Annotated in this window: 19 protein-coding genes; 18 read left to right on the forward strand and 1 reads right to left on the reverse strand. The window is 57.3% G+C overall.

Annotation, left to right across the window (positions count from 1 at the left end; translation table 11 throughout):
* Positions 1 to 36 precede the first annotated feature (36 nt).
* Positions 37 to 2,655, forward strand: coding sequence for an ATP-dependent helicase (locus ACTG34_RS02965; RefSeq protein WP_439103540.1), 2,619 nt, complete (start codon positions 37 to 39; stop codon positions 2,653 to 2,655).
* A 491-nt stretch (positions 2,656 to 3,146) separates the two neighbouring features.
* Here ACTG34_RS02965 and ACTG34_RS02970 read toward each other — a convergent pair whose 3' ends face one another.
* Complete coding sequence (locus ACTG34_RS02970) at positions 3,147 to 3,359, reverse strand: DUF1127 domain-containing protein (protein WP_342842115.1); 213 nt, start codon at positions 3,357 to 3,359, stop codon at positions 3,147 to 3,149.
* 299 nt (positions 3,360 to 3,658) lie between these two features.
* Between ACTG34_RS02970 and ACTG34_RS02975 the strand changes: the two genes are divergently transcribed.
* The 17 genes from ACTG34_RS02975 to murB form a co-directional block, all read left to right on the forward strand.
* Positions 3,659 to 4,765, forward strand: coding sequence for a P-loop NTPase (locus ACTG34_RS02975; protein WP_439103577.1), 1,107 nt, complete (start codon positions 3,659 to 3,661; stop codon positions 4,763 to 4,765).
* An 800-nt stretch (positions 4,766 to 5,565) separates the two neighbouring features.
* Positions 5,566 to 6,057 carry a division/cell wall cluster transcriptional repressor MraZ gene (gene mraZ, locus ACTG34_RS02980; RefSeq protein WP_236852583.1) on the forward strand — a complete coding sequence of 164 codons (492 nt, stop codon included), beginning with the start codon at positions 5,566 to 5,568 and terminating at the stop codon, positions 6,055 to 6,057.
* Between the two features lie 3 nt (positions 6,058 to 6,060).
* Positions 6,061 to 7,059, forward strand: coding sequence for a 16S rRNA (cytosine(1402)-N(4))-methyltransferase RsmH (rsmH, locus tag ACTG34_RS02985; protein WP_439103541.1), 999 nt, complete (start codon positions 6,061 to 6,063; stop codon positions 7,057 to 7,059).
* Complete coding sequence (gene ftsL, locus ACTG34_RS02990; protein ID WP_439103542.1) at positions 7,059 to 7,415, forward strand: cell division protein FtsL; 357 nt, start codon at positions 7,059 to 7,061, stop codon at positions 7,413 to 7,415. Before rsmH ends, ftsL begins: the two co-directional genes overlap by 1 nt.
* On the forward strand, positions 7,412 to 9,217 hold the full coding sequence (locus tag ACTG34_RS02995) for a peptidoglycan D,D-transpeptidase FtsI family protein (RefSeq protein WP_439103543.1): 1,806 nt from the start codon (positions 7,412 to 7,414) through the stop codon (positions 9,215 to 9,217). The genes ftsL and ACTG34_RS02995 overlap by 4 nt, the downstream gene beginning before the upstream one ends.
* 33 nt (positions 9,218 to 9,250) lie before the next feature.
* The gene (locus ACTG34_RS03000; protein WP_439103544.1) at positions 9,251 to 10,723 is read left to right on the forward strand and encodes a UDP-N-acetylmuramoyl-L-alanyl-D-glutamate--2,6-diaminopimelate ligase; all 1,473 of its coding nucleotides are present in this window, start codon (positions 9,251 to 9,253) and stop codon (positions 10,721 to 10,723) included.
* A complete protein-coding gene (locus tag ACTG34_RS03005) occupies positions 10,720 to 12,156 on the forward strand; it encodes a UDP-N-acetylmuramoyl-tripeptide--D-alanyl-D-alanine ligase (protein ID WP_439103545.1) in 1,437 nt (478 codons plus the stop codon). The genes ACTG34_RS03000 and ACTG34_RS03005 overlap by 4 nt, the downstream gene beginning before the upstream one ends.
* A gap of 7 nt (positions 12,157 to 12,163) precedes the next feature.
* Positions 12,164 to 13,246, forward strand: coding sequence for a phospho-N-acetylmuramoyl-pentapeptide-transferase (gene mraY, locus ACTG34_RS03010; RefSeq protein ID WP_439103546.1), 1,083 nt, complete (start codon positions 12,164 to 12,166; stop codon positions 13,244 to 13,246).
* Positions 13,247 to 13,290: 44 nt separating this feature from the next.
* On the forward strand, positions 13,291 to 14,685 hold the full coding sequence (gene murD / locus ACTG34_RS03015; protein WP_439103547.1) for a UDP-N-acetylmuramoyl-L-alanine--D-glutamate ligase: 1,395 nt from the start codon (positions 13,291 to 13,293) through the stop codon (positions 14,683 to 14,685).
* A 134-nt stretch (positions 14,686 to 14,819) separates the two neighbouring features.
* Entirely contained in the window at positions 14,820 to 15,986 is a 1,167-nt protein-coding gene (gene ftsW / locus ACTG34_RS03020; protein ID WP_439103548.1) for a putative lipid II flippase FtsW, read from the forward strand.
* A gap of 15 nt (positions 15,987 to 16,001) precedes the next feature.
* The gene (gene murG, locus ACTG34_RS03025) at positions 16,002 to 17,096 is read left to right on the forward strand and encodes an undecaprenyldiphospho-muramoylpentapeptide beta-N-acetylglucosaminyltransferase (protein WP_439103549.1); all 1,095 of its coding nucleotides are present in this window, start codon (positions 16,002 to 16,004) and stop codon (positions 17,094 to 17,096) included.
* Between the two features lie 34 nt (positions 17,097 to 17,130).
* Positions 17,131 to 18,540 carry a UDP-N-acetylmuramate--L-alanine ligase gene (gene murC / locus ACTG34_RS03030; RefSeq protein ID WP_439103550.1) on the forward strand — a complete coding sequence of 470 codons (1,410 nt, stop codon included), beginning with the start codon at positions 17,131 to 17,133 and terminating at the stop codon, positions 18,538 to 18,540.
* A gap of 11 nt (positions 18,541 to 18,551) precedes the next feature.
* The gene (locus tag ACTG34_RS03035) at positions 18,552 to 18,815 is read left to right on the forward strand and encodes a hypothetical protein (RefSeq protein WP_439103551.1); all 264 of its coding nucleotides are present in this window, start codon (positions 18,552 to 18,554) and stop codon (positions 18,813 to 18,815) included.
* 68 nt (positions 18,816 to 18,883) lie between these two features.
* Positions 18,884 to 19,171, forward strand: a complete 288-nt coding sequence (locus tag ACTG34_RS03040) for a hypothetical protein (RefSeq protein ID WP_439103552.1) — start codon at positions 18,884 to 18,886, stop codon at positions 19,169 to 19,171.
* Positions 19,164 to 20,357 carry an APC family permease gene (locus ACTG34_RS03045; protein ID WP_439103553.1) on the forward strand — a complete coding sequence of 398 codons (1,194 nt, stop codon included), beginning with the start codon at positions 19,164 to 19,166 and terminating at the stop codon, positions 20,355 to 20,357. The genes ACTG34_RS03040 and ACTG34_RS03045 overlap by 8 nt, the downstream gene beginning before the upstream one ends.
* Before the next feature lie 211 nt (positions 20,358 to 20,568).
* Positions 20,569 to 20,829 carry a DUF2484 family protein gene (locus ACTG34_RS03050; protein WP_439103554.1) on the forward strand — a complete coding sequence of 87 codons (261 nt, stop codon included), beginning with the start codon at positions 20,569 to 20,571 and terminating at the stop codon, positions 20,827 to 20,829.
* 54 nt (positions 20,830 to 20,883) lie between these two features.
* A partial coding sequence (gene murB / locus ACTG34_RS03055) for a UDP-N-acetylmuramate dehydrogenase (protein WP_439103555.1) occupies positions 20,884 to 21,700 on the forward strand: 817 nt, incomplete at its 3' end.

Raw genomic sequence — 21,700 nt, forward strand, 5'->3', positions numbered from 1 at the left:
TTTTCCTTAGCGCCGCATGGTTGTAGTCTCGCGCCCATGAGCAGTTTCAGTGAAGATGATGCCTTTGAGGCCGCAGCCCCACCCGCGAACCGACCCTCTTTGAGCCAAATGGCGATGGGGGCGCGGCCAACGCCGTATCTTGAGGGATTGAACCCCGCACAGCGCGAGGCCGTCGAGGCGATGGATGGTCCCGTCTTGATGCTTGCAGGGGCGGGCACGGGCAAAACCAAAGCGCTGACCTGCCGCATTGCGCATCTGCTCAACACGGGGCGTGCGCGGCCCAATGAAATCCTCGCCGTGACCTTTACCAATAAAGCGGCCCGCGAGATGAAGGACCGCGTGGGTGCGCTCATGGGGCAATCTGTTGACGGGGTGCGTTGGCTCGGTACGTTTCACGCGATCTGCGTTAAACAGTTGCGCCGCCACGCCGAATTGGTCGGCCTAAAAAGCAATTTCACCATTTTGGACACTGACGATCAAATCCGTCTGCTCAAACAGTTGATCCGTGCCGCAGGGATGGACGACAAACGATGGCCTGCGCGTCAGCTTGCGGGATTGATCGACGGGTGGAAGAACAAGGCGCTAACGCCCGCCAAATTAGGCGCGGCGGATGAGGCGGCGTTCGATGATCGGGGTAAGGCGCTTTATGCGCAGTACCAGCACCGCCTCAAAGAGTTGAACGCTTGCGATTTTGGCGATTTGTTGCTGCATATGGTCACGATTTTTCAAAATCATCCCGACCTGTTGGAGCAGTATCAGCGGTGGTACAAATACATTCTCGTAGACGAGTATCAGGACACGAACGTGGCGCAGTACATGTGGCTACGATTGTTGGCGCAGGGGCATCGCAATATCTGTTGTGTCGGCGATGATGATCAGTCGATCTACGGATGGCGCGGGGCCGAAGTTGGCAATATCTTGCGGTTTGAAAAGGATTTTCCGGGGGCTACGGTTGTACGCCTAGAGCAAAACTATCGCTCGACCCCCCATATCCTCGCCGCGGCGTCGAGCGTGATTGCCGCCAACTCGGGTCGTTTGGGCAAAGACCTTTGGACGGCTGAGCAAGACGGTGAAAAGGTGCGCTTGATCGGTCATTGGGATGGCGAAGAGGAGGCGCGTTGGGTCGGCGAAGAGATAGAAGCGATGCACAGTGGCACGCGGGCGCGGTTGCGTAAATTCTCTCTCGATGATCAGGCGATTCTTGTGCGGGCCTCACATCAGATGCGGGCGTTTGAGGACCGGTTTTTGACCATTGGATTGCCTTACCGCGTCATTGGCGGGCCACGGTTCTACGAGCGCTTGGAAATCCGTGACGCTATGGCCTATTTTCGCGTAGTTATCTCGCCCGAAGATGATCTGGCGTTTGAGCGCATAATCAACGTGCCCAAGCGGGGCGTGGGTGACAAGGCGATGACCGATATTCAGGTCACCGCGCGCACCAACGGCGTGTCGCTCAAAGAGGGCGCGCGGATTGCGGTGCAAGACGGCTTGCTCAAGGGCAAAGCCAAGTCTGGTGTTGCACAGTTGATTGCCCAATTGGACCTGTGGAGATACCTGTATTCAAATCGGGGGAATGACGATGTCATTTCCGACTATGACGCTGAGATTTCGGAACTCGCTTCCAAGTTAGGAGTCGTAGAGGCTGAGCTGGCTCTTATGACAAGTAAAGGGATGAATGTTAATGAAGATTGTGCTGAGTTGCTTCTATTGGCAGAGCAACTCAAATCACAAATCAAAATACTGCAATCTTATGTAGAGTATTTGAGATCTGATAATGACGTTGTCTTAGCCGAAATCATTCTCGACGAGAGCGGCTACACCACGATGTGGCAAAACGACAAGAACCCAGATTCTCCGGGCCGTCTTGAAAACCTCAAGGAACTCGTCAAGGCTCTGGACGCCTTTGATAATCTCGGCGGGTTCCTCGAGCACGTGTCCCTGATTATGGACAACAGCAGCGAAGAGCACGGCGAAATGGTCACGATCATGACGCTGCACGGCGCCAAGGGGCTCGAGTTTCCCGTGGTGTTTTTACCGGGATGGGAGGAGGGGTTGTTCCCCTCTCAGCGCTCTATGGACGAAAGTGGTCAACAGGGTCTCGAAGAGGAGCGGCGTCTGGCCTATGTGGGCATCACGCGCGCGGAGGAAGTTTGTACAATTTCGTTTGCGGGCAATCGCCGCGTTTATGGCCAATGGCAAAGCCAACTGCCCTCGCGCTTTATCGATGAACTTCCCCAAGATCACGTTGATATTCTCACCCCGCCCGGTCTGTACGGCGGTGGATATGGCGCGGCGCAATCGGGGGGCTTTACGAGTGAGACCTCAGGCGCAGGAATGTCAGCCGCCTTTGAGACCCGCGTTGAAAAGGCAGATGTCTATAATTCCCCAGGGTGGAAGCGCTTGCAACAGCGCAGCCAACGAAGCGGGGCAGCCACCAATGTGCGCTCTGGTAAGGGCGGCCATATGACGATCGATGCGAAAGCGGCGCTGGTCTTTACGGTTGGGGACCGCGTGTTTCACCAAAAGTTCGGCTATGGTCAGGTGTTGGAGATCGAGGGCGACAAGCTTGCGATTGATTTTGACCATTCGGGTGAGAAAAAACTCGTGGCCAGCTTCGTGACGCCCGCTGAAAAGGCTGGCGACGTCCCGTTTTGAGTGTGTCAGCTCGGAGGGCGCGCCCCTCTAGGCGTATACCTATGATGCGCGCCATATTCGGGTGCGCTGGCAGAGTGCCCCGCATGTGATGGCACGCAAATTTCGTGCAAATTATCCCTAAAAAATGATCATTTCCGATCTCGGCGCTGCGGCGTCTTGGTTGCGCGTGCGCGCGGCGCATGTGCCGTCTGTCTTGCAGACATAAAAAAGCGGTGATGTCAGGGAGGAGGAGAGACATCACCGCTTTTTAGCACACGATCTCTCAGGGAGGAGGAGAGAGAGACCGATCTATGTTGGAGCATGCAGGCTCCGAATTAGGTGCGGCGATGCAGGGAGGAGGAGAGCATCGCCGCTCTGGTCTTTAAGGCTCTAAGGGAGGAGGAAGAGCCTTAAATTCCGGTTGTTTGTGCGGCAACGTCAGGGAGGAGGAGAGACGTTGCCGCTTCGATCAGAACCCTAGGGAGGAGGAGAAGGGTCCGATTTCGAAATTCTTAGTTGCCGTAGGCTGCTTCAAAAGCAACGGACTTGATTGTGGAGCGTGCGAGGCCCAGATCGGCAAGATCACGGTCGCTCAATTCGCTCAGCTCGTTCATCGTTTCGCGGTACACATTGTAACGTGCGTAGCGCTCGGACAGACCAGCGAAGAAAGATGTGATACCTGCGAAACCAGGTGCAGCTGTGCGGACGTTGTTTACATAAGCCATTGCGTTCTTACCTTAATGTGCTGCGAGCCTTGCGCCCTGCGGTGTCTTGGGTGACGAGTTGGACCGTCGTGGTGTGCCCTGTTCGTCTTGTTGATCCTAAGATGGAGGAATTGCTGCGCATGCACAACTCACCGTCTCGTCATTGCCGCTATGCAGAAAATGCATGACCAATACTGACCTAATTTGAAGGCGCTTTGGGTAATTTCATCCAAATGGACAATAAATACAGGGCTATGGAGTGGAAAAGGCCCCGTAAAAGGCTTAACTGCACAGTGAATAGGGAAAAAGGGATGACCAATATGCCCGCGTTACATGACACTATTATGACGGTTTTAGACGGGATTGCGCTGCCCGATGGAACGAGCCTCGCCTCAGGGGAGCGAATTCGAGCGCTCACTGTTGACGCGGGCGTGGTGCGATTCGTGATTGAGGCACCTGACGCGACTGCTGCGCGCGCATGGAGTGGTGCGCAAGCCAAAGCAAAGGCTGATATTGAGGCGCTTGAGGGGGTTGAATCCGTCTCTATAATTATGACGGCTCATAGCTCTACCGGAAGCGCTCCCCCCGCGCCGGCACAGGCGGGTGGGCAGGCGGGCGAGCCGCCCAGTCTTAAGATTGGCCGTCACCCAACGCCACAGCAAGGCAAGTCAAAGCCGTCAGGGATCAAGAGTATCATCGCGGTCGCCTCCGGTAAGGGGGGTGTGGGTAAATCCACCGTCTCCGCCAACCTCGCAGTCGCGTTGGCGCGGCAGGGTCGCAAAGTGGGTCTGTTAGATGCCGATATATATGGCCCAAGCCAGCCGCGCATGATGGGCGTGACAAAGCGTCCGGCGTCACCCGATGGCGAGACGATCGAACCGTTGCATGCGCATGGTGTCACGATGATGTCGATTGGCCTGATGATCAAGGACGGTGAGGCGGTCGTGTGGCGCGGGCCGATGTTGATGGGCGCGATGCAGCAAATGCTGGGTCAGGTTGTGTGGGGTGAATTGGATGTCTTGTTGATTGATATGCCGCCCGGCACAGGGGATGTGCAGCTCACCCTGTGCCAGAAAACCGAATTGACGGGCGCATTGGTTGTGTCGACGCCACAAGATGTGGCTTTGATCGATGCGCGGCGCGGTATCTCGATGTTTGAAAAGCTCAAGGTTCCCGTTTTGGGTCTCATTGAGAATATGTCGACATATGTATGTCCGAGTTGCGGGCATGAGGCGCATTTGTTCGGGCATGGCGGCGTCAAGGATGAGGCCGAGAAAATGGGTGTGCCGTTCCTGGCTCAGCTCCCATTGGCGCTCGATACCCGCGTGGCGGGCGACGAAGGTGTGCCGATTGCGGCGACAGATAGTCCCCTTGGTGTCCCTTATATGCAGTTGGCCGAGCGATTGATTGCGGGTGGCATCGCCTAAAGGCCGCGCTTTCGGGGTGTGACCTTGCATTTGTAACAAGACGCCGCGCGGGGGATCTGCCTCGCGCGGCTTTTTCGTCTGCGATGTGGCATGTCCAAAACTTTTGGTGGGCATTGGCGCATGGGAATTCATGGTGTGCATGGGATTTCATGGCACACATGGGATTTTATGGGTGATAAGCGGCTTTTAAAGGCAGGGTTCGGCGTGCTTTATCTCGTTTCGAATCACTTTCCTGTGGATAACTCGGTGGAAACTTGTGGGTGAGCCTGCGTTTTGAAAGTTTTTTCGACTTTTTGGAGTTGCGTGGGGGCGAGGATTTTCTGCACAACATATAGTTGATACTTCTGTCTTCACGTCAATTTGTGGTAAATATAATGTGAATTCGAGGTGCTATTACTGGTGCGCTCCTCCCGTCAAACCCCATATGTGGTGTCCTGTGCACAATTTACCCGTTGATTACCATGAATTCCCATGGCATATTTGTGTCATCCGGTGAGACGGGAATGAGCGGCGCATACAAGACCGCAAACAAAACAAAATAAAAAGTCAGGCTTCATACAGGCATCCATCTCACCAGAACACAGAGATCCGGCGCGCGAGCGAGCAGACATCCCCCCAGGTGGCGCGCGCAGTCGGACATCCCCGGAAACGGGACGAGGGCGGCGGATAGAGCAGTGGCAGCAGCTCGGTCCGCCGTTTCCCGTTTCAGGGGCTCACAAGATTTTCGGGTCGACGGACCCGCCCGATGAGTAGAGCCAGATGGCTCGCGTGACAAGAATAGGAGCCACGATTTGGCTGGCATGTTCATAGGCGAACACACCTTTAAGGTGGACGGCAAGGGACGCGTGTCGATCCCTGCCGATTTTCGTCGTGAACTCGAAGAGGGTGATCCTCTGTCAGGTGAAACGGGCCGCCCGCGCATGGTAATCGTCTACGGACATGACGCGCAAAAACAGCTTATCGTTCATACCTATGATGGCTACAAAGCTCTCGCGGCAGATATTGCAGCACTGCCACGTGGGTCTGAAAAACGTAAAATCATGCAGCGTATGATTTTGAACCGTGCGCGTCCTACTGAGGTCGATGCGGATGGTCGTTTGGTTTTGCCGCAACCCCTTCGTGATAAAATCGGTCTCGACGGCACCGCGTATTTCGCGGGCATGGGTGAGACATTCGAGATTTGGAAGCCTGAGACCTTCGAGGTTGAAGATGCCAAAATTACGGATGGTTGGTTGGCCGAGCAGGGCGATGATTTCGACCCCCTATCTCTACTTGATGAATTAGGAGCCTAGATCATGTCTGAGGCTGCCACCTCTCCTGACGCGCCGCACATTCCGGTTTTATTGGCACCGCTTTTGCGTGAGTGCGCGCCTATCTCCGGCCGCTGGCTTGATGGCACGTTTGGCGCGGGTGGCTACACCAAGGGCTTGTTGGCTGCGGGGGCCGATCATGTCATGGGCGTGGACCGTGATCCATTAGCGCACGAATTGGCCGCAAAATGGGTCAAGGATTTTGGCGATAAGATTTCGCTTACACTTGGGACGTTTTCGCGGTTGGACGAATACGCGTCCGATTTGGACGGTGTCGTCCTTGATCTGGGTGTGTCGTCGATGCAGATCGATCTTGCCGATCGCGGGTTTTCGTTCATGAAGGACGGCCCCCTTGATATGCGCATGAGCCAAGAGGGGCCAACGGCGGCCCAGTTCGTCAATGAGGCGTCCGTAGACGAGATCGCGGATGTGCTGTTTCATTACGGCGAAGAGCGCCAGTCGCGCAAAATTGCCGCCGCTATCGTGATGGACCGCGAGAAAAAAGCTCCGTTCGAGACAACATTGCAGCTTGCCAGCCTGATTGAGCGGTTGCTGCCACGTAAAAAGCCGGGTCAAAGCCACCCTGCAACGCGTACGTTTCAGGCCATCCGTATCCACATCAATGACGAGTTTGGCGAGTTGATCGCGGGTCTTGAGGCCGCAGAGCGCGCGCTCGCGCCCGGTGGTCAGTTGGCCGTTGTGACCTTTCATTCGTTAGAGGACCGCGTTGTGAAGCGGTTCTTGCAACAGCGCGCATCAACAGGCGGTGGCGGATCGCGTTATGCGCCCGTCCAAGACCTGAAAACGCCTGGATTTGAGAAGCTTTCAAAAGCCATCGGACCAGACGAAGACGAGTTGGTCGTGAATCCGCGTGCGCGCTCGGCACGGTTGCGCGTGGCGCGCCGGACTGATGCGCCCGCCGTGGCCTCCGATCGTGCGGATCTGGGTCTGCCAAAGCCCCTCATGATGCGAGGACTGGTATAATGCGGTCGTTTTACATCACCGTATCTGCACTGGCTGTCATGGGTCTTGCGTTCTGGGCTTACAATGAGAACTACCGCACCCAAGAGGTGTTGCGCGATGTCTCGAGTCTTCAGCGTCAAATCGGTCATAAACGCGAAGAATTAGCGGTGCTCAAAGCGGAATGGGCCTATCTGAACCGTCCCGAGCGACTTCGCGATCTGGCGGCAATCAATTTTGACAGCCTTGGCCTCTTGCCGTTCTTACCTGAACAATTTGGCCGTGTTGACCAAGTAAGCTTTCCTCAAGACAATGATGTTTTGGGCCAGATTGAGGGCATATTTGACGTTGTGGGCCGGATTGAGGACGTGGAGCAATGACCATTCGTACACCACTTCGCCCTCTCGCACGTATCTTGAAAGCGCGCCAAAAGGGCGAAAACCCCGACACAATCGAGCGTGAGAACCTGCGTCTGCGCCACGAGGGTTTACGCGACAAATCCCGTCTTCGGGCTGAGGGGCGTTTGTTGCTGTTGGGCCTTGGGTTTGTGTCAGGGTTCATGGTGGTTGGCCTTCGCATGGGGCAAGTCGCCGCCACAGTTCCAGAAGAGCCACGTGCGGTCACATCTGGCACGCCGATCCTTGCGCAACGCGCCGACATTGTAGACCGCAATGGCCGTATTCTGGCGACCAACCGCACCACGCATTCGCTCTACGCGCAGCCCCATCAGATGATTGATCCGGTGAACGCGGCGCGTCAATTGGCGCGCATTTTTCCCGATCTGGACGAAGAGCGATTGATCAAGGATTTCACGGGAACACGCAAGTTCTTGTGGATCAAAAAGAAGATCGCACCAGAGCAACAACAAGCTGTCCACGACATCGGCGAACCGGGTCTGTTGTTTGGCCCGCGCGAAGAGCGCCTTTATCCAAACGGCAAACTTGCCGCGCATATTCTGGGCGGGACAAAGTTTGGCCGTGAGGGTGTGATGAGCGCCGAAATCGTGGGCCAGTCTGGGATCGAGCGCTTTCGGGATGACTATTTGCGCGATCCTGCCAATGGCGATGCGCCTTTGCAACTCTCGCTTGATCTCACGGTGCAATCCACCGTCCGCGAAGTGCTTTATGGTGGCATGCGGATGCTTGATGCCAAGGGGGCCGCTGCCGTCATGATGGACGCGCATACGGGCGAAATTATCTCGCTCGTGTCGTTGCCTGATTTCGATCCAAATTCACGCCCTGAATATTTCACCGGCAACAATCCCGCTGATAACCCACGGTTCAACCGCGCGGTTCAGGGCGTCTATGAGCTTGGTTCGACGTTCAAGATTTTTGCCGCCGCTCAAGCGATGGAGCTTGGCATTGCCAACCCGTCGACACCGATTCCCGCCACGCCGCCGTTTCGGTGGGGCAAACACCGCATCGGCGAGTTCGAGGGACACAACTACGGGCCGACACTGTCCTTGCGTGATATGATTGTGAAATCGTCCAACGTCGCCACGGCGCATGTGGCGCAACAAATTGGCGTGACGAGACAGCAAGAGTTCCTTAAATCGCTCGGCTTTTTTGACCCAACCCCCGTGGAATTGAGTGAAGCCGCAGGGGCAAAGCCACTTTTGCCGCCAAATTGGTCCGAATTGTCGACGCTGACCATTTCGTTCGGTCATGGCCTATCGGCCTCGCCGCTGCATCTGGCTGCTGCGTACTCGTCGCTTTTGAACGGCGGCACCCATGTCACGCCTACGTTGCTCAAGGCGCAGGGATTTGTCCCAAAAGGCCCGCGTGTTGTGCGCGAGGAGGTGTCTAAGGCATCGCGCGAGATGTTGCGCGCCGTGGTGTTCGAGCCTGAGGGAACCGCAAACTTTGCCGAAGTACCCGGCTACCGCGTTGGCGGCAAGACCGGCACCGCCGACAAGCCGCTCGAAAACGGGCGCGGCTATTACAAGGATAAAACGATCACCACCTTTGCGTCTGTCTATCCCGTTGATGATCCAAAATATGTGTTGATTGTTGCGCTGGACGAAGCCGTGGAAACCACGGGGCCAATTCCGCGCCGCACTGCGGGTTGGACGGCTGTGCCTGTTGCTGCCGAAATCATTCGTCGCACCTCTCCGCTGTTGGGGCTGCGACCAGAGATTGAAACTGCCGCGCAAGGTGGGGTAACACTAACCGCAACACGTTAGAACACAGCGATATTCAAAAAGGCAGGCGCGGCAATGGTGAAATCTCTTTCCGAGTTAGGGTTAACCGCGCAGGGGGGCAGGGATACCCATATCACCGGTCTTTCGGTTGATAGTCGTGATACGCTTGATGGTCATTTGTTCGCGGCCTTGCCTGGTGCGCGCATCCATGGCGGCGAGTTTGTTGAATATGCGTTGCGTATGGGGGCGCGGGTGATTTTGACGGACCCTGAGGGGGTTAAAATTGCCGCATCCGCGATTGAGGCGCATGATCCCGCCTTGGTGGTTGTCGAAGATCCACGTCAGGCGTTGTCCTACGCTGCTGCCCTATATTACGGGCGTCAACCCGACACGATGGTGGCGGTGACGGGGACAAACGGCAAAACGTCGGTGGCCAATTTCACACGACAGATATGGCAGCTCTTGGGCGCGCGCGCGATCAATATCGGGACAACGGGCGTTGAGGGTGATTGGCAAGCGCCAAGCCCGCATACCACGCCCGAGCCGATCACGTTGCACCGTTTGTTGTCACAAGCCGCACATGCGGGTGTCACACATGGCGCGATGGAGGCGTCTAGCCACGGCCTTGCGCAGCGGCGCTTGGACGGTGTGCGTCTGACCTCGGCGGCTTTTACCAATTTCACGCAAGACCACCTTGACTACCATGAAACGTTCGAGGCGTATTTTGCGGCTAAGGCGGGATTGTTCACGCGCGTTCTGCCCGATGAGGGCGTGGCCGTGATCAATATCGATGACCCCAAGGGTATGGAGTTAGAGGCGTTATGTGCAGAGCGCGGCATTGATGTGATGCGCGTTGGGCGTTCTGACGCCGCCGATTTGCGCGTGGTCGGTCAGCGGTTTGATGCGACGGGCCAAGATGTGCGTCTCGATTTTGTCGGGAATATCACTCAGGTGCGTCTTGATCTGATTGGCGGGTTTCAGGCTGATAATGTGATTGCTGCGGCGGGTCTATGCATGACAAGCGGCGCGGACCCCGACGAGGTGTTTTCGTGCCTGATGGAGCTTGAGGGCGTGCGTGGTCGAATGGAGCACGCAGCCACCCGCGACAACGGCGCGACCGTGTTTGTCGACTACGCCCATACGCCTGATGCGGTCGCCACCGCAATCAAGGCGCTGCGCCCACATGTGATGGGGCGCGTGATTGCAATCGTGGGCGCGGGGGGAGATCGTGATAAAACCAAACGCCCGTTGATGGGACAAGCCGCGCGAGAGCACGCCGATTTAGTGATCGTCACCGACGACAATCCACGCTCCGAAGATCCGGCTGCGATCCGCGCCGAAGTCATGCTAGGGGCAGGTGAGGCGATGGAGGTGGCGGACCGTGCCGAGGCGATTTTGCGCGGTATCGATGCGTTACAACCCGGTGATGCGCTTTTGATTTGTGGCAAAGGGCACGAAACGGGTCAGATCGTTGGCGATGTGGTCTATCCGTTTGATGATGTCGAACAGGCCTCGATGGCCGTTGCCGCCTTGGATGGTGCAATATGAGCGCGCTTTGGACGAGTGGCGAGGTTGCGGCTGCAACAGGTGGGCGCGCCACGCAGGACGTGGTCCTAAACGGGGTTTCCATTGATACGCGCACAATTGTTGAGGGTGATTTGTTTGTGGCCTTGCAAGCAGCGCGTGATGGACATGATTTTGTTGCAACGGCACTGGCCAATGGTGCGGGTGCGGCCCTTGTGACCCATGTGCCTGACGGGGTTGATCCAACTGCGCCGCTGATCATCGTTGACGCGGTGCTTCCTGCATTGGAGCGTTTGGGGGCAGCCGCGCGGGCACGTGTGAGCGGCAAAGTGATCGGGGTGACCGGATCGGTTGGCAAAACCTCAACCAAAGAAATGCTACGCGCGATTTTGCGCGGACAGGGCAAGGTGCACGCCGCTGAGGCCTCGTATAACAACCACTGGGGTGTGCCGCTGACCCTTGCGCGGATGCCACGGGACACTGATTTTGCAGTCATCGAGATCGGCATGAACCATCCGGGTGAGATTGCACCCCTGTCGAAAATGGCCCGCCCACATGTGGCGATGATCACCACCGTGGCCGCAGCACATATGGCCGCGTTCGAAGATCTTGAGGGCATAGCGCGGGAAAAAGCGTCGATTTGTGAGGGGCTTGAACCGGATGGTATTGCGGTCATCAACGGCGATTTGAGCGTCACCCCAACTCTGGAGGCGGCGTGGCGCGGTGATACCCTGAAGTTCGGCGAAAGTGCCAACTGCGAAGCGCGTCTCACCTCTGTGCGATTGGCTGATGACGTGACCGTGGGCGAGGCGCAGGTTGATGGCGATCTACACCTGTTTCGCTTGTCCTCTGCGGGCCGCCATTTTGCCACCAATGCCGTCGGTTGCTTGGCCGTGGTTCAGGCGCTTGGGGGGGATGTCACGATGGCCGCGCGCGATTTGGCGCTTTGGGCGCCGCCCGAGGGGCGCGGAGCGCGTGAGGTGATCTTGCTCGATCCAGTCGAGATTGATCAAACGATGGTGTTGCTTGATGATGCGTTCAACGCCAACCCGACATCGATGATTGCCAGTCTCGAAGTACTCGCCGCGGCACGGGTCACGGACGGTATTGGCCGTGTCTCAAAGGGACGGCGGGTGGCGTTTTTGGGCGATATGTTGGAATTGGGCGACACAGAGGTAACGGATCATGCAGATCTTGCCCAGCTGTCCTTTTTTGACGCGATTGATGTTGTCCACTGCGTTGGCCCGCTAATGCGCCACCTCCATGAGGCGCTTGTCCCACACAAACGCGGCCAGATTTACAGCCACGCCAATGATGCGTTGCGCGATCTCAAGGGATTGGTGGACGCGGGCGATGTGGTGTTGGTTAAAGGGTCCAAAGGCTCCAAGGTCAGCTTGCTTGTTGACGCGATCCGAAACTTGGGGCATCCGCTGCCCAACGAAGAACAAGGGATGTGATGTTTAGATGCTGTATTGGTTAACAGGGCTTTCGGATGGTGGCGATGTATTCAACTTGTTTCGCTATATCACGATGCGCGCAGGCGGGGCGTTTTTCACGGCTTTGATCTTTGGGTTTATTTTTGGGCGTCCGTTGATCGATTTGTTGCGCCGCCGCCAAGGCAAAGGCCAACCCATTCGCGAGGATGGCCCAGAAAGCCACTTTGCCAAGGCCGGAACGCCGACCATGGGCGGGCTGTTGATCTTGACTGCTTTGCTGACCTCGACCTTGCTCTGGGCGCGTCTTGATAACCCGTATGTCTGGATCGTTCTGTTTGTGACCTTTGCCTATGGGGCCATCGGGTTTGCGGATGATTATTCCAAAGTGTCAAAGGCCTCAACGGCGGGCGTCTCTGGTCGTATGCGTCTTTTGCTGGGGTTTATCATCGCGCTGATCGCCTCTGTTTGGGCGGCTTATGTGCATCCCGACGAGTTGTCCAATCAACTGGCCTTGCCTGTTTTCAAAGATGTTTTGATTGATTTCGGCATTTTCTACATTCCGTTTGCGATGTTTGTCATCGTTGGCGCGGCTAATTCCGTGAACCTGACGGATGGGTTGGACGGGTTAGCTATTATGCCGGTCATGGTCGCCTCTGGTACGCTCGGTGTGATTGCCTATGTTGTCGGACGCGTCGACTTTACCGAATATCTTGGCCTGCATTACGTGCCCGGTACGGGCGAATTGTTGATTTTCGTGGCCGCACTCATTGGCGGTGGCTTGGGCTTTTTGTGGTATAACGCCCCACCGGCTGCAGTGTTCATGGGTGATACAGGTTCCTTGGCGCTTGGCGGGGCTTTGGGTGCGATTGCGGTTGTGACCAAACACGAGATCGTTTTGGGCATTGTTGGCGGCTTGTTCGTGGTTGAGGCGCTATCGGTGATTATCCAAGTGCTGTATTTCAAACGCACGGGCAAACGCGTGTTTCTAATGGCCCCGATCCATCACCACTACGAGAAAAAGGGATGGGCAGAACCCACGATTGTGATCCGCTTTTGGATCATCTCGCTCATTCTCGCTTTGATCGGTCTGGCCACGCTAAAACTGCGCTAAACCGAAACTTTTAAGCCGCACATATCACCACTGGAGAGACTGCCATGATCCCCGTTCTCGGTTACGAAGGCCAAAAGGTTGCGGTTTTGGGGCTTGGCCGATCAGGTCTTGCCACGGCGCGCTCGCTCACTGAGGGCGGGGCACAGGCGCTATGTTGGGACGACAGCGTCGAGGCGCGCGATGCGGCGCAGGCCGAAGGGTTCGAGATCCACGACCTGAGCAAGCAAGGCGCGTTTGAGGGTGTGGCCTGTCTTGTCGTCAGTCCCGGCATCCCGCATCTGTATCCAGAACCAAACAAAGTGATTGCCCTTGCGTGGGACGCGGGCGTGCCGGTCGACAACGACATCGGTCTGTTTTTTCGCTCGCTCGGTCAGGGTGACTGGATGGAGCACGACACGCCACCGCGCGTGATTGCCGTGACGGGATCGAACGGTAAATCGACGACATCGGCGTTGATCCACCATATCCTCACCGAAAACGGCACGCCAAGCCAATTGGCGGGCAACATCGGGCGCGGCGTGTTGGACATCGACGCGCCGATTGAGGGCGAGGTGATCGTGTTGGAGCTGTCGTCCTATCAGACGGATCTGGCCCGCGCGTTGACCCCTGATGTGGCGGTGTTCACCAACCTGTCGCCTGATCATTTGGACCGTCATGGCGGCATGGGCGGATATTTCGCGGCCAAGCGGCGTTTGTTTGCCGAGGGCGGGCCAGATCGTGCCGTGGTTGGAGTGGACGAGGTTGAGGGGCAGTATTTGGCCAATCAACTCGTTGAGGGATTGGGCGATGCGCGTTTGATCCGCATTTCAGCCGAACGCAAACTCACCACGGGATGGTCCGTCTTTGCGCGCAAAGGGTTCTTGTCGGAGTGGCGCAAGGGGCGTCAAACCACATCGATTGATCTGCGCGCCATCGACGGATTGCCCGGCGCACACAATCACCAAAACGCCTGTGCAGCCTACGCCGCGTGTCGCTCGATCAACATTGCGCCAAAGACGATTGAATTGGCGCTCGTGTCCTTTAAGGGACTTCCGCACCGGTCGCAGTTGATTGGCGAAAAGGACGGTGTGAAGTTCGTCAACGACAGCAAGGCCACAAATGTTGATGCGGCCGCAAAGGCGCTTCAGGCGTTTGCGCGAATTCGTTGGATCGCGGGCGGCATGGGCAAGGACGGCGGTATCGCTGATCTGGCCCCGCATCTGGGCGCGGTGGCAAAGGCCTATCTCATCGGTTTTTCGGCGCGCGATTTTGCGCTGCAACTCGGCGACACGCCCTACGAGATTTGCGAAACGATGGATGTGGCAGTAGCGCGAGCGGCGGCGGATGCCGAGGCGGGTGATACGGTTTTGTTGGCCCCTGCGGCGGCGTCATTTGATCAATACCCCAATTTCGAACGGCGTGGCGACGATTTTGCGCAGGCGGTCGAAGCCCTATTATAACCGCGCATGACGCGATCATGCGCGGCGTCTCGCTTGGCGCGCAATCTGTGGTAGATTCGCGCCAAAAAAACCGCTAGATTGTGTTTATAGATCCGCATAAGCGGACGTTACAGTTTGAGGCAGTAGGCGGTCCCATGACAGAAATGGTTTATGGCTCGATTCCCCAAAGGGATGGTGAGCCGATTCTTCCGCGTTGGTGGCGCACCATCGACAGATGGTCCTTGGCGGCCGTGTTTGTTTTGTTCGGGATCGGGCTTTTGCTTGGTCTGGCGGCCTCGCCGCCCCTTGCGCAAAAGAACAATCTCGCAGATTTCTATTACGTGCAGCGTCAGACGTTCTTTGGCTCACTTGCTTTGATCGCGATGATGTTGATGAGCATGATGGATCCGCAAAAGGTGCGCCGCTTGGGCGTGCTGGGGTTTGTCGCGGCGTTTGTGGCGCTCATGCTATTGCCGGTGTTTGGCACTGACTTTGGTAAGGGGGCCACGCGGTGGTTCTCGCTCGGGTTCGCCTCCGTGCAGCCGTCCGAATTCCTCAAGCCGGCGTTTGTGATTACAGCCGCGTGGCTGATGGCTGCGGCGCATGATGTTGGTGGTCCTCCGGGGCGTCTGTATTCGTTCATGTTGGTGTCGGTTATTGTGGTTTTGCTCGCGCTTCAGCCCGATTTTGGACAGGCGTCGTTGATCTTGTTCAGTTGGGGTGTGATGTATTTCGTGGGCGGTGCGCCCATGATCTTGTTGCTCATACTTGCGGGCGGGATCGTGGCATTTGGCACCTTGGCCTATAACAATTCCGAACACTTTGCGCGTCGCATTGACGGTTTTCTCAATCCTGATATCGATCCTACAACCCAAATCGGTTACGCGACAAACGCGATCCGCGAGGGTGGGTTTTTCGGTGTCGGCGTGGGCGAGGGGACCGTGAAATGGTCGCTGCCCGACGCCCATACCGATTTCATTATCGCAGTGGCCGCCGAAGAATACGGTTTGATCCTTGTGATGATCATTTTGGGTCTCTACGCCACCGTCACCGTGCGTGCGCTGTGGCGTCTGATGCGCGAGCGTGACCCGTTTATCCGCCTTGCTGGCACGGGTCTGGCCTGTGCCTTTGGTGTCCAAGCCTTTATCAATATGGGTGTGGCCGTGCGGCTCTTGCCTGCCAAAGGTATGACCTTGCCGTTCGTGTCCTATGGTGGCTCGTCCGTTATCGCGTCTGGCATCGCCCTTGGTGCGCTTTTGGCGTTTACCCGTACCCGCCCCCAAGGCGAGATTGGCGATTTGCTTGTTCGTCGCGGTCGCTAGTTAATAGGTTCAAATATGATACAATCCGCTCCTCTCCTTGTGATCGCCGCTGGCGGAACAGGGGGACATATGTTCCCTGCTCAGGCATTGGCCGAAGTGATGATTGCGCGCGGGTGGCGCGTTAAACTCTCTACCGATGCACGTGGTGCGCGCTACACAGGCGGCTTTCCACAGGCCGTTGACATTGAACAACTGCCATCCGCAACCTTTGCGCGCGGTGGCGTTGTGGCCAAACTTGCGGCCCCGTTAAAAATTGCGGGGGGTGTGTTCAAGGCTTTACGCAAGTTTCGTCGTGATCGCCCCGCCGTTGTCGTAGGCTTTGGCGGCTATCCCGCTATTCCTGCCGTGGCGGCCGCAACGCTGTTTAAATTGCCGCGCATGATCCACGAGCAAAACGGTGTGCTTGGTCGCGTCAATAAGGTCTTTGCGACCCGCGTCGATCATGTCGCGTGTGGGACATGGCCCACGGATGTGCCCGAGGGTGTTGCGGGCATCCATGTCGGCAATCCCGTGCGCCGCTCTGTGATGGACAAAGCCGGTGCGCCCTATATTGCGCCGGGGGATTACCCGATGGAGATTCTGGTGATTGGTGGCTCTCAGGGCGCGCGGATCACCTCGGATTGTGTGCCGGCCGCGATTGCTGCCCTGCCTGACGCCGTAAAGGCAAATCTACGTGTGAGCCAACAGGCACGCCCCGAAGACGTGGAGCGCGTCGAGGCCTTTTATGCCCAAAGTGGTATTGGCGCGGATATTAGAACCTTCTTTGACGACATCCCAAAACGCATGAGCGAGGCGCAGCTTGTGATTGCCCGCGCAGGCGCGTCGACCGTTGCAGATATTTCCGTGATTGGCCGCCCGTCGATCCTGATACCGTTTGCCGCCGCTACGGGGGATCACCAAACGGCCAATGCGCGTGGTCTGGTCGATGCAGGAGCCGCAATTATGATCCCCGAGAGCCAAATAAGCGTGCCCACCTTGTCCGAGCAGATTGCATTGGTTATGGGCAACGCAGATGGCGCCGCACAAATGGCGCGCGCGGCCTTGTCGGTGGGCAAGCCACATGCTGCAACCGAGCTGGCCGATATGGTCGTAGAACTGGCCGCGCAATAAGCGCGCATACTGTAAGAGTGAAAGAGACGAGACGATGAACGCAACGACAAAACTTCCCACCGAAATCGGTCCTATCCATTTTGTCGGCATTGGCGGCATCGGCATGTCGGGCATTGCGGAAGTGTTGTTGAACTTTGGCTACACCGTTCAAGGGTCCGACCTGAAAGCGTCTAAGATCACCGACCGTCTGGCTGAGCTAGGTGCAGAGATTTTCGTGGGCCAAAAGGCTGAAAATCTTGAAAATGCCGAAGTTGTCGTGATTTCATCGGCCATTAAAACGGGCAACCCCGAACTGGATGCGGCGCGCCTCAAGGGGCTGCCTGTTGTACGTCGTGCGGAAATGCTTGCCGAATTGATGCGTCTCAAATCCAACATCGCCGTTGCGGGGACGCACGGCAAAACCACAACCACGACCATGGTCGCGGCCCTCTTGGATCAGGGTGGCATTGACCCCACCGTGATCAACGGCGGCGTTATCCATGCCTATGGCTCGAACGCGCGTGTGGGCGAAAGCGATTGGATGGTGGTGGAGGCCGACGAGAGTGATGGCACGTTCAACCGCCTACCCGCGACGATTGCCATTGTGACCAATATCGATCCCGAGCACATGGAGCACTGGGGCGATTTCGACACGCTGCGCAAAGGCTTTTACGACTTTGTGTCCAACATCCCGTTTTACGGTTTGGCCGTGTGCTGTACCGATCACCCCGAGGTGCAAAGCCTCGTAGGTAAGATCACTGACCGCCGCGTTGTGACCTATGGCTTTAACGCCCAAGCGGACGTGCGCGCGACCAATCTGACCTATAAAAAGGGTGTCGCGCATTTTGACATCGTTCTGGCGTCAGACGGGATTACGATCGAGGGCTGTACGCTACCGATGCCGGGCGATCACAACGTCTCCAACGCGCTGTCCGCCGTCGCCGTTGCCCGCCATCTGGGTATGAAGGCTGCCGAGATCAAACAAGCGCTTGCCGAATTCGGGGGCGTCAACCGCCGCTTTACCCGTGTGGGCGAAGTGAATGGCGTGACCATCATTGACGACTATGGCCACCACCCCGTCGAGATTGCCGCCGTACTCAAGGCCGCCCGTCAGGCTATTGGCGACGAGGGCGGTCGTGTGATCGCCGTACACCAGCCGCATCGCTATTCGCGTCTACACTCGCTGTTCGAGGATTTTTGTACCTGCTTTAACGAGGCAGATGTGGTTGGCATTGCAGATATTTATGCAGCTGGCGAAGAGCCGATTGAGGGCGCGGGCCGTGATGACCTCGTCGCGGGTCTGATCCGTCACGGTCACCGTCATGCGCGTGCGGTGACATCCGAGGACGATCTGGAGCGACTGGTACGTGAGCAAGCACGCGACGGTGATATTGTCGTGTGCCTTGGGGCAGGGACGATTTCCACATGGGCGAATGGCCTGCCTGCACGCCTGTCCAAGCCCTAGCGAGGGGGGGGGTGAGTGTCCTCATTCTCATCGTGTTTTGGGTGGTGCTGGGTCTGTGTCTGGCGTGGCGGTTTAAATACTGCCTAATGGTTTTGGGGGGCTACGCACTCATCCGCGCGGCTCTCGCCCTTGGGCTTTCGATCCCGTTTGCGGGGATGGGCGTGCGTATGGTGATCGCAATGAGCCTATATATGTGGCCGGTTGTCTTGGTCGCATTGGGCATTGGCGCGGCGCTTGGATTGCGTCTCAAGCGACTTGGGGCCACGGCCCAATAGCGCAGACTCCGCGCCATGCTTTGTTCTAGCGCACAGACGGTACTGTTTTCGTGGCATAGGGTTGGATCATGGATCAGATAAACGGCTCTCTATTGTTCAAGATTCTCATGTCTTTTGTGGCCTTGGGCGGGGTGGGCTATGTGTTCTCTCGCGCGCCGAGATGGCTGTGGATTGTCGGTGCGGTCGTGATTGTGGCGGCAATCACCGTGGGGCTGTTCACGGGACTCGTGCATGTGGAAGCCCGCCGCGAGGTCGTGTTTTATCTGATTGTCGGCTTGCCCGTGGCGCTGCCCGCGTTTGGGATTGGCGTTCTGTTTGGCATGGCAAAACGCAGACGGGAGGCGGATTATGGCTGAGGCATTAAAACGGCGCATCGGGCCGGTGCTGCTCACGGCATATGGCGTGGGCGTGATGGTTGGCGCGGGGATTTACGTCTTGGTGGGGGCTGTTGCTGCCCATGCAGGGATCTATGCGCCCCTTGCCTTTTTGCTTGCGGGACTGATCGCTGCTCCATCGGCGCTATCCTATTCCGAGCTGTCCACCCGCATTCCCCAAGCCGCAGGGGAGGCCGCTTATATTGAGGCGGGGTTTGGCTCGCGCGTGCTTGGCGTCATTGTCGGGCTTGGTATTGTGGCGGCGGGCACCGTGTCGGCGGCGGCCGTTTTGCGCGGGGGCGCGGGCTATCTCACGGGTGTGTTTGATCTGCCTTGGGATAGTGTGGTGATCGTGCTTGGGGGCGGTTTGATCACGGTCGCCCTCGTTGGAGTGCTTGAAAGCCTAGCACTTGCCGCCCTCTTTACGATGATCGAGATCGGCGGATTGGCGGTGGTGATCTGGGCCGGATGGAGCGCGCCTGTGTCGCCCGATTGGGCTGCACCTGCATCGCTCTACTTTCCCGGAATCGGCATCGCGGCCACGCTCGCGTTCTTTGCCTTCATTGGATTCGAGGACATCGTGAACATGGCTGAGGAGGTCCGCAATCCTACGCGGACCTTGCCGATTGCCATTATCGCGTCCCTTCTCATTACGACACTGCTCTATGCTGGCGTAACAACTGCGGCGGTGCGTGCCGTGCCCATTGATGCGTTGGCCCTGTCCGACCGTCCACTGGCGCTTGTGTATGAAGCGGCGCGAGGGGGCAATGGCCGTATGCTGTCGTTGATTGCTGTCGTGGCGGCGCTCAATGGCGTGCTTGCGCAAATGGTGATGGCGGCACGCGTGCTCTACGGATTGGGGCAGCGCGGCGGGGTGTTGGGGGTCTTTCACCATGCGCATGCGCGCTTTGGGACGCCCGTTTTCGCGACGCTTCTGGTCGGCGTCTGTGTGATCGCTGCGGCGCTGACGTTGCCAGTGGCGGATTTGGCGGGGGTAACCTCGTTCATTTTGTTGATCGTCTTTGCCTTGGTCAACGGCGCGTTGATTGATCTCAAACGCCGCACGCCATCCGCGCCGTTTCGTGTTCCCAACTGGGTGCCTTATCTGGGTTTGGTTTTGTCTGTTTTGGCTTTGGTCGTCTTTGGACTGGCGGGACAGGGGCTTTGATATTGGATTTGCCCAGATGCATATCGGCTCTTGCAACGCTATCCCTTGCTCCGCTACCATTAACCAACTAAGAACGGATCAGATGTGCGTCACTGCTGACGCGTTTTTGTCCGTTTGCTCACGTATCGTCGCTGCCATGTCTTTGTTTCGAACGCCCGCCATACGTTTTTTGGCACAGGTGAGACCACCAAGAGATGACAGGAGGCCGTACATGTCTATTTCCCTCATTTTGGCGTGCCTTTGGGCTATTGCCGCTAATGTCGTCGCGATGGTTCCGTCCAAAAGCAACCATTGGCGCCAAGCCTATGTGCTCATCGCCGCTGGCGTGCCGATCGTGGGCTACGTGACGTATGAGAATGGTCCGTGGATCGGATTGATCGTCTTGGCAGCTGGCGTGTCGATCCTGCGGTGGCCCGTGATTTATTTTGGTCGCTGGCTGAAGCGCACGACGATTAAAGGTCCAGCAGAGTGAGGGCGTGCGAATAGGGGATTCCCACGGTCCATCGCCCCTGATATAGCCCGACCCATGACAGTTTACCCTGATACCCGTGGCGCGCTTACGCTACAACGCCCACTTGCCGATCTCACATGGTTGCGTGTGGGTGGTCCTGCTGACGCGCTGTTTCAACCCGCTGATGTTGACGATCTACAGGCCTTCCTCGCTCGACTTGCCCCCGATGTGCCGGTCTTTGCGATGGGTGTTGGGTCCAATCTGATTGTGCGCGATGGCGGTCTTCGGGCTGTTGTGATCCGTATGGGGCGCGGCTTTAACGCCATTGAGGTCGATGCAAAGGCGGGTCGAGTGACGGCTGGGGTTGCGGCGCTAGATGCGCATGTGGCGCGCAAGGCGGCCGCACAGGGTCTTGATCTGACGTTTTTGCGCACAATACCGGGAGCAATCGGGGGCGCTGTGCGGATGAATGCAGGGTGCTACGGCTCCTATGTGGCGGATCATTTCGTCTCAGCGCGTGCACTCACGCGGGCCGGCGCATTGGTCACGCTCACCAAAGACGATTTGAACTTTCAATACCGTCAAAGCGATCTGCCAGACGGTTGGATATTGGTCGAGGCCACGTTTGAAGCTGAGCACGCGGATGCGGCGATGCTAGAGGTGCGTATGCATGATCAACTTGCCAAACGTGATGCGACCCAACCCGTCAAGGAGCGCAGCGCAGGGTCGACCTTTCGCAATCCTGCGGGCTTTAGCTCGACTGGCAAGGCCGATGATGTCCATGATCTCAAGGCATGGAAGGTCATCGATGACGCTGGTATGCGCGGTGCACGCGTGGGCGGCGCACAGATGAGCGAGAAGCATTCCAACTTTATGATTAACACCGGTGCTG

The sequence above is a fragment of the Celeribacter marinus genome (assembly GCF_965656515.1).
Taxonomy (GTDB): Bacteria; Pseudomonadota; Alphaproteobacteria; order Rhodobacterales; family Rhodobacteraceae; genus Celeribacter; species Celeribacter marinus_D.

Excerpts from the sequence above, each read along its gene's own strand:
- ACTG34_RS02965 (WP_439103540.1), top strand. The coding sequence starts at position 37 with ATGAGCAGTTTCAGTGAAGATGATGCCTTTGAGGCCGCAGCCCCACCC.
- ACTG34_RS02970 (WP_342842115.1), bottom strand. The coding sequence starts at position 3,359 with ATGGCTTATGTAAACAACGTCCGCACAGCTGCACCTGGTTTCGCAGGT.
- ACTG34_RS02975 (WP_439103577.1), top strand. The coding sequence starts at position 3,659 with ATGCCCGCGTTACATGACACTATTATGACGGTTTTAGACGGGATTGCG.
- mraZ (WP_236852583.1), top strand. The coding sequence starts at position 5,566 with ATGTTCATAGGCGAACACACCTTTAAGGTGGACGGCAAGGGACGCGTG.
- rsmH (WP_439103541.1), top strand. The coding sequence starts at position 6,061 with ATGTCTGAGGCTGCCACCTCTCCTGACGCGCCGCACATTCCGGTTTTA.
- ftsL (WP_439103542.1), top strand. The coding sequence starts at position 7,059 with ATGCGGTCGTTTTACATCACCGTATCTGCACTGGCTGTCATGGGTCTT.
- ACTG34_RS02995 (WP_439103543.1), top strand. The coding sequence starts at position 7,412 with ATGACCATTCGTACACCACTTCGCCCTCTCGCACGTATCTTGAAAGCG.
- ACTG34_RS03000 (WP_439103544.1), top strand. The coding sequence starts at position 9,251 with ATGGTGAAATCTCTTTCCGAGTTAGGGTTAACCGCGCAGGGGGGCAGG.
- ACTG34_RS03005 (WP_439103545.1), top strand. The coding sequence starts at position 10,720 with ATGAGCGCGCTTTGGACGAGTGGCGAGGTTGCGGCTGCAACAGGTGGG.
- mraY (WP_439103546.1), top strand. The coding sequence starts at position 12,164 with ATGCTGTATTGGTTAACAGGGCTTTCGGATGGTGGCGATGTATTCAAC.
- murD (WP_439103547.1), top strand. The coding sequence starts at position 13,291 with ATGATCCCCGTTCTCGGTTACGAAGGCCAAAAGGTTGCGGTTTTGGGG.
- ftsW (WP_439103548.1), top strand. The coding sequence starts at position 14,820 with ATGACAGAAATGGTTTATGGCTCGATTCCCCAAAGGGATGGTGAGCCG.
- murG (WP_439103549.1), top strand. The coding sequence starts at position 16,002 with ATGATACAATCCGCTCCTCTCCTTGTGATCGCCGCTGGCGGAACAGGG.
- murC (WP_439103550.1), top strand. The coding sequence starts at position 17,131 with ATGAACGCAACGACAAAACTTCCCACCGAAATCGGTCCTATCCATTTT.
- ACTG34_RS03040 (WP_439103552.1), top strand. The coding sequence starts at position 18,884 with ATGGATCAGATAAACGGCTCTCTATTGTTCAAGATTCTCATGTCTTTT.
- ACTG34_RS03045 (WP_439103553.1), top strand. The coding sequence starts at position 19,164 with ATGGCTGAGGCATTAAAACGGCGCATCGGGCCGGTGCTGCTCACGGCA.
- ACTG34_RS03050 (WP_439103554.1), top strand. The coding sequence starts at position 20,569 with ATGTCTATTTCCCTCATTTTGGCGTGCCTTTGGGCTATTGCCGCTAAT.